Below are 7,558 nucleotides of genomic sequence, written 5' to 3'. Positions count from 1 at the left end.
TATATGAAGAGGCTAAAGAGATCGTGCTAAGCGAGCAAAAAACCTCGATCAGCTATCTGCAACGCCGCCTAAAAATCGGCTACAACCGCGCAGCTACGATCATTGAACAGATGGAGCAAATGGGCGTGCTAAGCCCGATGAATGCAAAAGGGCAGAGGGATATTTTGTAAATTCGCCTCAAATTTACGGGAAAGCGCCGGCTGTATTTATTTTTAGCTTAGTGCCGTTAAACTTGAAAATAGGCTTCGCTACGAGCGACCGACTTTGTGCGGCGTTGCGAAGTTTTGCGCGTTTAATTCGCGCTATATTTAAATTTCTGAGCGAATTTACGCTCAAATTTTAAGCTCGTAATCGGCAAAATTTACCGTCCAAGCAAAATTATTTATAAACGTCAAGGCTCAAATTTAACTCGTCTATGACGCGTAATAGCCGCAAGACTTCGTCTTTTATGGCCTGTGCATCAGAAAGGCTTAGCGGCGGGTCTAATAGTGAACTTTCAAAACGGTTTTTTGCACCGTTTAAAAAGAGATAAAATTTATCATCCATAAACGCAGCGCTTAGCGATACGGCACTGTCAAAACCCTGCTTAACCTCGCGTAGGCGTTGCATAAAACCGGGGCTTAAAAGATAGCGCGCTTCTATTTTGTCGTCGGTAAATACGCGAAATTCGTTGTTAAACTCCGTATCATCAAGTATCTCTTTTTCGCCAGATATTTTCGTATTTAGCACCTTCTTGTCGGCTAGTATCGTTTGTCCTTTGAAATTTTTATAAAACTCGCAGACTAGTACTGTACCGTTAAAGTCCATATATTCGTCGTATATGACTTTGCTTACTCTCAAAAGCGCCAGATAAGGGTTTTTTGAGCCGTTTGAGTCATATGTTTTTTCTACTTTTATAGCCTCGCTTAATTGAAATTTGACATTAGCGTAAGTACCGCTTATTTGGTCTTCGCCGTAAAAATTTACGCGCCTATATATTCCGCTTTTATAAAATTCGTTTGCGCTGATGCCTTTTTGAGGCTCGTATGTAAAATTGCTATCTATATCGGCAATTACCGTGCTAACAAAAACATTTTTGTAGAAGCTTCTATACTCTTCCAGCGTTTTTTCTACTTTTGGAATCCTCGGCGTGACGTATATTGGGATGACTGCAAATAAAAGAAAGAATATTTCAAAGCGTCGCTCCATAATAATAAAAATTAGTATTGGTGCGACAAATGTCGTTATAGTCATAAATGTAGCGTATTTTTTGACTATTTTTTTACACTCATTTTGCTTTTGCGTTACGGCAGCAATAGCTTCTTTTATTTTTTGATTTCTCATTCGTAAAAAACTCGGTTTAAATAAAGACCGTTTGGCGGTGCGGGGATGCGCGTTAGCGGCTTTTGCTCGTAGATAGCCTGGCGCAAAAGCTCTTTTGCTTTGAGGAAATTTTCATCTCGGCAGTTGTTTGCGACTTCGTTTAAATTTGAGTTTTTAGCGTCAAATTTTGAGGCAACGCAAACTGCATGTTCGGCTGTCAAATTTGCGTTTTTTTCAAATTTCGCCAAATTTACGCTTTCGTGACTTGCCGTCAGGATATTATCGTGGCTGTTTTTGTTTAAATTTGTATCCAAATTTGCCGCCTCTGCGCGCTCAAATTTAAACTCCTGTGCCTGCGTTTGTCTAAATTTACCGTTTTTTGCAAGCTCCAGCGCCTTTAAAACGCTAGCGACCATGAGGCGAACCTGGGCGCGCAAAAAGCCGTTTGCTTTAAAAACGATGATCGACCGCTCGCCGCGCGCGTAACAAAAAGCCTTTGAGATGCGCCGCACTGGACTTTTGATATCGCTGCCAAGCTTCATAAACGCGCTAAAATCATGTTCTCCGACAAAAAGCACGAGCAGCTCGTTTGCTAAATTTAGGTCAAATTTTGGTAAAAAAGTCTCGTAAGACGATAAAAAAGGAGAAAACTCGCCGTGATTGATGACGTATCGATATGCGCGCGCCGTAGCGCCGTAGCGCGGGTGAAAGTCGTCTTTAACGCGACTTATAAATTTGACGTGAATAGCCGGATGAGCGTGGCGGTTGATGAGAGCTTTTAGACGCGTAAAGTCCTTAAAATGCTCGCCGCACTCCACGCAGGCTACTTGATTGTTTGCGTGCACGCCCTTGTCTGTGCGCGAGCTGGAGATTATTTTGCTAAAGATCCCTACATGCGCTAGAGCCGCACCCAGTGCGTCCTCGACGCCGTTTTCGTGCGGCTGTGTCTGCGAGCCTTGAAATTTCGACCCATCGTAGCTAAAAACGAGTTTAAGCCGCACTTAGTATCTTTTTAAAATTTTAGCCCTAAAGCTAAAAATCGAGGCAATGAAAAATAGCGAAAATATCGCCGCAATCGCGATAAAAACGCGCGAGCTAAAGAGCATAATGAGTGTAAAATACCCGAATAGCACGCCAAATATCCCAAAATACACAAAACCTTTTTCGTAGCGGTAGGTTACGATACCAAGGCTCAAAGCAAAAAGCGTCGTCGCTAGCGGAAAAAGCGCGATAAGAACGTAGGTTGCGAAGTCTTTGGCGCGCTTTTTATCCTCGCTCATTGCCTGCCAATACTGCACAAACGACTTCGTCTGCGCGACGCTGTCCTCTTGGGCGGTGCTGATTTTCATCGTGCCAAAGTCGGTTTTATGCCACGAGGCGTCTCTGATATCGTAAATTTTGCCGTCTGATAGCGTAAATTCAAGCACGGCGTTGTTGTTGGTTAGGCGAGCGTTTTTAGCAAGGACGAATCGGTGCGCGCCTTCTTTTGGCGAATAAAGCGTCACGCCCTCGTAAAGAGTGCCGTTTTCGTCGTTTTTTTCATTTTGGATAAAGACCATCCAGTCGGAAAATTTTTGCCCGAATTCGGTTGTTTTCAAATTTAGCTTGGCGACGGTTTTTTTGTACGAGACGAAATTTGAGTTTAGCTCTGCGGCCGTAGGGATCAGCACTATCGCGGTGACGATGAGAAAGATTGAGACCGCGCCGCTAACGATGAGGAAAAATTTAGCGATCCTAACGGGCGAATATCCGAGCGTAAAAAGCACGATGCTCTCGTTTTCGCGAGAAAGTCTGAAAAACATGAGCGCAAGCGATGTAAAAAACGCGATAGGTACGGTAAAAAGCAGCACTCTAGGCAGCATAAACATATAGAGTTTAAAAAGCTCTATAAACGTAATCTCGATGTATGATGTGATACGCGCTATCTGGATGAAAAACACGATCGACATTATGAGAAAAAGCGTCGCAAATAGCGATGCAAACGTACTTAGGAAGTTTGAGAAAAGATAACGCGCCGTCCTATCCATAAATCAGCCCTAAGATGTAGATAAACTGCTCCTTAAACGCATAAACTATAAGCGTAGCAAGGCTCAAAAACGGCACGAAAGGCAGCTCGTATCCGCGCTTTCGCACGATGACGTAGGCTGGCAGCGTTAGTAGCGCCGAGACATAGATCGCCATGAGGCCAAGCTTGATGCCCAAGATCGCGCCCATAACACCCGCGATAAAGATGTCCGCAGAGCCCATGGCTTCGCGCTTGAGAGCTAGGCTAACGACTGCGCGCAGTAGCCAAAAGGCAAACATAAAAATCGCAGCGTTTATAAACGAATCAAATGCAAATAAAAGCCCATCCGAGTCAAAAGAGGCGGGTAGATTAAAACCGTAAAGTAGCGAAAATGCGACGCTGGCAAAAAGCAGCGGATCCGGAACAGCCTTGTAACGAAAGTCGATCAGGCTAAGCGCTAGCAGCAAGATAAAGCAGATGCCAAGCATCGCCGCCTTAAAAATCGCGGCGTAAAATCCGTCCGTAAGAGGCTCAAGTCCGTGCGTTTCAACGCAATACGCAAGCACGCAAAGCAGGCCACTAGCGAGTTCTACGAGCGGATACTGAAAGCTGATTTTTTCGCCGCAAAACGCGCACTTGCCGCGCAAAAACAGCCATGCAAAAATCGGGATGTTATGATACGGTTTTAGCGGAGTTTTGCAACTTTGGCAGTGCGAGGCGGGGAAATTTATGCTCTCGCCGCGCGGCATGCGGTAGATCAGGACGTTGCTAAAGCTGCCGACTACGGCGCCTAAAATAAAAAATAAAACGGCGAAAAACATAACTCTCCTATTTAAAATTAAAATGCATTTGGCTGCTTGCGATTGTTTTTGAGCTAGCGGCGACGTTTTTAAGCAATGTCTGTGCAAATTTTCCGCGCTGTTTTTAGCTAAAATTTGACTAGTTTTAGCGCCGCAAAAAGCATAAAACACAAAATTTAAAGGCGATTTTAGCGAAATATTGCCTTGAATGATTTTAAATTTAAAGATTTTGGTTCAAAATTTATGTAAAACGGCGTTGCGGCAAGGCTTTTGTTTGTCAAATTTAAAGGCACTTTTTCGACGAACGAATTAAATAAAACGACGTAAATTTAAAAAGACAGAGGCAGCCAAAAACATCAAATTTAAAGTCCGCCAAACCTTCTATCTTTTTTCTTAAATTTGGCTGTTATCTGGGCTAGCTCCTCGCGCGTGAAATCTGGCCAAAGCGTGGACGTAAAGGCAAACTCGGCGTATGAGGCCTGCCAAAGCATAAAATTTGACAGTCTTTGCTCGCCGCCCGTGCGCACGAGAAGGTCGATGGGCGCGGGCTCATCGAGGCACTCCTGCAAGCTATCTTCGCTCAAATTTTGAGCTAATTTTTCGGAATCAAATTTGCCGCCGTTTTTTTCGCAAAATCTCCTAAAAGCTCTTAAAATTTCATCTTTTGCGCCGTAGTTTAGGGCTAAATTTAGCTTTAGCCTCGAGTTTTGCGCGGTCGCGTTTTTGATCTCCTCGATCTCGTTTTTTAGTTTATCGCTTAGCGGACTTTCGTCGCCGATAACGTTAAATTTGATGCCGTTTTTGATAAAACTCTCGCGTTTTGAGAGCAAAAATTTATGCAAAAGCTCCATCAAAAACGCCACTTCGCTCTTTGGGCGCTTCCAGTTTTCGGTGCTAAATGCGTAAAGACTCAGCACCGCCACACCCTCGTCGATACAAAACTCGCACATCTGCTCCACGACGTTTGCGCCCGTTTCGTGCCCTTTAGTGCGCAGCAAACCGCGGCGCTTAGCCCATCTGCCGTTGCCATCCATTATGATCGCGAGGTGATTTAGCTCGTTCATTTTAGCCCTTAAAATCAATTATTTTGCCGCTTGGATCAAAGAAAGCGGCGATGTTTTGAGTCGTTTGCGCTTCGCAGCTAAACTCGTCTCGCAAGAGCCTGGCAACCTTGTCAAACGGCGTTTGAGCGCTGATTATTTGAGCGCCTTTTAGCGTAAAAATAATCGGAGCGAAATTTGAAAAAATAAGGTAAATTTGACTCGTCCGGGCACCGTCAAATTTCATCTGAAAAACGCCTTTTATACCGTTATAAACAAACGAAATATTAATGATATTTTTTTGTAGCGCAAGCAGCATTTGAGCTAGATTTTCAAATAATTCCCGCGAGTCTGCCGTGCTAAGGCCGTTAAATATATATTCATAAAACCAGTTTAGATCGGGCTCGCTTATCAGCCTTTCTATCAGCGCGAGTCCCTCAGGCGCGGCGTAGGCTAAATTCGGCTTTTTAAAGAGATTTCTTATCACGATATTTTCGGTGCCGCTTGCGATCTCGCCCCAGTATTCGCCCTCCACGTCGAGGCTTTTCATGCTTTTCGTGCTTAGGATTTTGTTACCCATTTTTAGATTGTAGCGATTGTAGCCCGTCTTTTCGGCGACTTTGATGCTGATGGGCAGGCTCGCGTTTAGAGCCGTGCCCGCGCCGCCGCTTGCGATTTTTTGCACTCGTGAGACGGGATTTATCATAGCTTGCTTGCTAAATTTACGATTTGCCGCGCCGCGTCCTCTTTGGATGTTAGCGCGATATTTTGCGCGTCACGGCGCGTGATAAAGGTTATTTGCGTGCTATCAGAGCCGAAATTTATATCGCCGCCCAGCACGTTTAGACAAACGGCATCAAGGCTCTTTTTCTCAAGCATATTTTTTGCGTTTTGCATGGCGTTTGCGCCGTCCGTTTCCATTTTAAAGCCGATTTTTTTTACGTTTTTAAAATCTGCCAAAGAGCCCAAAACATCATCGTTTTGAGTGAGTTCCAGCGTCCAAATTTCGCCTAAGTTTTGCTTTTTTAGCTTGCCTTCAAATTTGGTTTTTGGAGCGTAGTCGCTAACCGCAGCAGCCATCGCGAGTAAATTTGCGTCCGTCAAATTTGCGTGCAGCAGCTCTTTTAGCTCCGCCGAGCTTTGAAATTTGAGCGTTTTATAGGGCGCGTTTGCCGTCTCAAAGCTAGCTATCAGCGTCACGTCCGCACCCGCGTAGTAAAATGCGTCAGCAAGCGCCCGCGACATCTTTCCGCTGGATAGATTCGTCACGGCTCTTACGTCATCGATCTTTTCGCTCGTGGCGCCGCCCGTGACGATCACTTTTTGCCCTTTAAATTTGGGTTCAGCGAGCATCCTTTTGGTTTCGTAGATGATCGTAGAAACGTCTGCTAGCGCGCCTTTACCCGTGTCGCCGCAGGCTAGGGTTTTTTCTACCGGCTCGATAAATCTCGCGCCGTTTGCCGCTAAAAACTCGAAATTTTTGCGCGTAGAGAAGTGGTTTAACATTTTATCGTTGGCTGCGGGCGCGATGAGTAGGGGAGCGGGGCTAGCGATCAGAGTCTGCATAAAGACGTTATCGCAAATGCCGCTTGCAAGCTTGTTTATCGTATTTACGCTAGCCGGAGCGATCAAGATGAGATCGGTTTTGGCGTAAGCGATGTGATTTAGCCCGTCCTGCCAACTCTCCGTGCGCGAGGTTAAAATTTTATGCTCGCATAGCGCCTCAAAGCCCGCTTCAGAGCAAAATTTGAGCGCTCCTTCGCTAAGCATAACCCGCACGTCCGCGCCTTCTTTTTTTAGCGCGGATAAAATCTCATAAGCCTTGTAAAACGCGATACTGCCGCAAACCGCGAGCAAAATTTTTTTATTTTTTAGCATTTTCGTCGCTTTTCGCGTCGTTAAAAAATTTATAAAAAAAGCCTTCTTTATTTACCTGTTTCGTGCGGCTGATGGCTAGCGCGCCGCTTGGTACGTCGCTAGTTACGGTGCTTCCCGCGGCGATTAGCACGTCGTCGCCGACTTTTACGGGGGCTACTAGCTGGGTGTCTGAGCCGATAAAGACGTTTTTGCCGATGATTGTTTTATGTTTGGCTTTGCCGTCGTAGTTGCACGTGATCGTGCCGCAGCCCACGTTTGTGCCGCTACCTATCTCGCAGTCGCCCAGATAGCTCAGGTGGCCTGCTTTGACGCCGTTTAGCTTCGCCGCCTTTAGCTCGACGAAATTTCCGATGTGGGTGTTTTTGATCTCGCATTTTGGGCGTATGTGCGCGAGCGGGCCGACGTCGGAGTCTTCGATGACGGAGTTTTCTACGACCGAGCCGCTTTTGATGACGGAGTTTTTGATGACACACTCTCCGATGACGCTTACGTTTTCTTCGATGACGCACTCGCCTTCAAATTTGGCTCTAGAG

At 45.5% G+C, this 7,558-nt stretch carries 9 protein-coding genes; 1 reads left to right on the top strand and 8 read right to left on the bottom strand.

What is annotated here, in order from left to right; translation table 11 throughout:
• Positions 1-170, top strand: a 170-nt coding sequence (locus tag Q0314_RS08260; RefSeq protein WP_298058167.1) for a DNA translocase FtsK, incomplete at its 5' end; no start/stop codon positions are given.
• A gap of 208 nt (positions 171-378) precedes the next feature.
• Here Q0314_RS08260 and Q0314_RS08255 read toward each other — a convergent pair.
• From Q0314_RS08255 to Q0314_RS08220, 8 genes are all read right to left on the bottom strand, one after another.
• Positions 379-1,188 carry a DUF3137 domain-containing protein gene (locus Q0314_RS08255; RefSeq protein WP_298058165.1) on the bottom strand — a complete coding sequence of 270 codons (810 nt, stop codon included), beginning with the start codon at positions 1,186-1,188 and terminating at the stop codon, positions 379-381.
• A gap of 131 nt (positions 1,189-1,319) precedes the next feature.
• Positions 1,320-2,303 (bottom strand): tRNA pseudouridine(38-40) synthase TruA, encoded by a 984-nt coding sequence (gene truA, locus Q0314_RS08250; RefSeq protein WP_298058164.1) that lies wholly within the window; start codon positions 2,301-2,303, stop codon positions 1,320-1,322.
• Positions 2,304-3,329: an LptF/LptG family permease gene (locus tag Q0314_RS08245; RefSeq protein WP_298058162.1), complete on the bottom strand. Its 1,026-nt coding sequence runs from the start codon at positions 3,327-3,329 to the stop codon at positions 2,304-2,306.
• Positions 3,322-4,128 (bottom strand): A24 family peptidase, encoded by an 807-nt coding sequence (locus Q0314_RS08240; protein ID WP_298058160.1) that lies wholly within the window; start codon positions 4,126-4,128, stop codon positions 3,322-3,324. Before Q0314_RS08240 ends, Q0314_RS08245 begins: the two co-directional genes overlap by 8 nt.
• Positions 4,129-4,469: 341 nt before the next feature.
• On the bottom strand, positions 4,470-5,171 hold the full coding sequence (gene uppS / locus Q0314_RS08235; protein WP_298058158.1) for a polyprenyl diphosphate synthase: 702 nt from the start codon (positions 5,169-5,171) through the stop codon (positions 4,470-4,472).
• 1 nt (position 5,172) lies between these two features.
• Entirely contained in the window at positions 5,173-5,853 is a 681-nt protein-coding gene (locus Q0314_RS08230) for a hypothetical protein (protein WP_298058157.1), read from the bottom strand.
• Positions 5,850-7,025: a bifunctional phosphopantothenoylcysteine decarboxylase/phosphopantothenate--cysteine ligase CoaBC gene (gene coaBC, locus Q0314_RS08225; RefSeq protein ID WP_298058155.1), complete on the bottom strand. Its 1,176-nt coding sequence runs from the start codon at positions 7,023-7,025 to the stop codon at positions 5,850-5,852. The genes Q0314_RS08230 and coaBC overlap by 4 nt, the downstream gene beginning before the upstream one ends.
• Positions 7,012-7,558, bottom strand: a 547-nt coding sequence (locus Q0314_RS08220) for a DapH/DapD/GlmU-related protein (RefSeq protein ID WP_298058154.1), incomplete at its 5' end; no start/stop codon positions are given. The genes coaBC and Q0314_RS08220, both read right to left, overlap by 14 nt.

It is taken from the genome of uncultured Campylobacter sp. (assembly GCF_938040115.1).
Lineage (GTDB): Bacteria > Campylobacterota > Campylobacteria > Campylobacterales > Campylobacteraceae > Campylobacter_A.
Note: the sequence above shows the minus strand (reverse complement) of the source record. Positions and strands in the feature narration are given on the sequence as shown.

Excerpts from the sequence above, each read along its gene's own strand:
- Q0314_RS08255 (WP_298058165.1), bottom strand. The coding sequence starts at position 1,188 with ATGGAGCGACGCTTTGAAATATTCTTTCTTTTATTTGCAGTCATCCCA.
- Q0314_RS08245 (WP_298058162.1), bottom strand. The coding sequence starts at position 3,329 with ATGGATAGGACGGCGCGTTATCTTTTCTCAAACTTCCTAAGTACGTTT.
- Q0314_RS08240 (WP_298058160.1), bottom strand. The coding sequence starts at position 4,128 with ATGTTTTTCGCCGTTTTATTTTTTATTTTAGGCGCCGTAGTCGGCAGC.
- uppS (WP_298058158.1), bottom strand. The coding sequence starts at position 5,171 with ATGAACGAGCTAAATCACCTCGCGATCATAATGGATGGCAACGGCAGA.
- Q0314_RS08230 (WP_298058157.1), bottom strand. The coding sequence starts at position 5,853 with ATGATAAATCCCGTCTCACGAGTGCAAAAAATCGCAAGCGGCGGCGCG.
- coaBC (WP_298058155.1), bottom strand. The coding sequence starts at position 7,025 with ATGCTAAAAAATAAAAAAATTTTGCTCGCGGTTTGCGGCAGTATCGCG.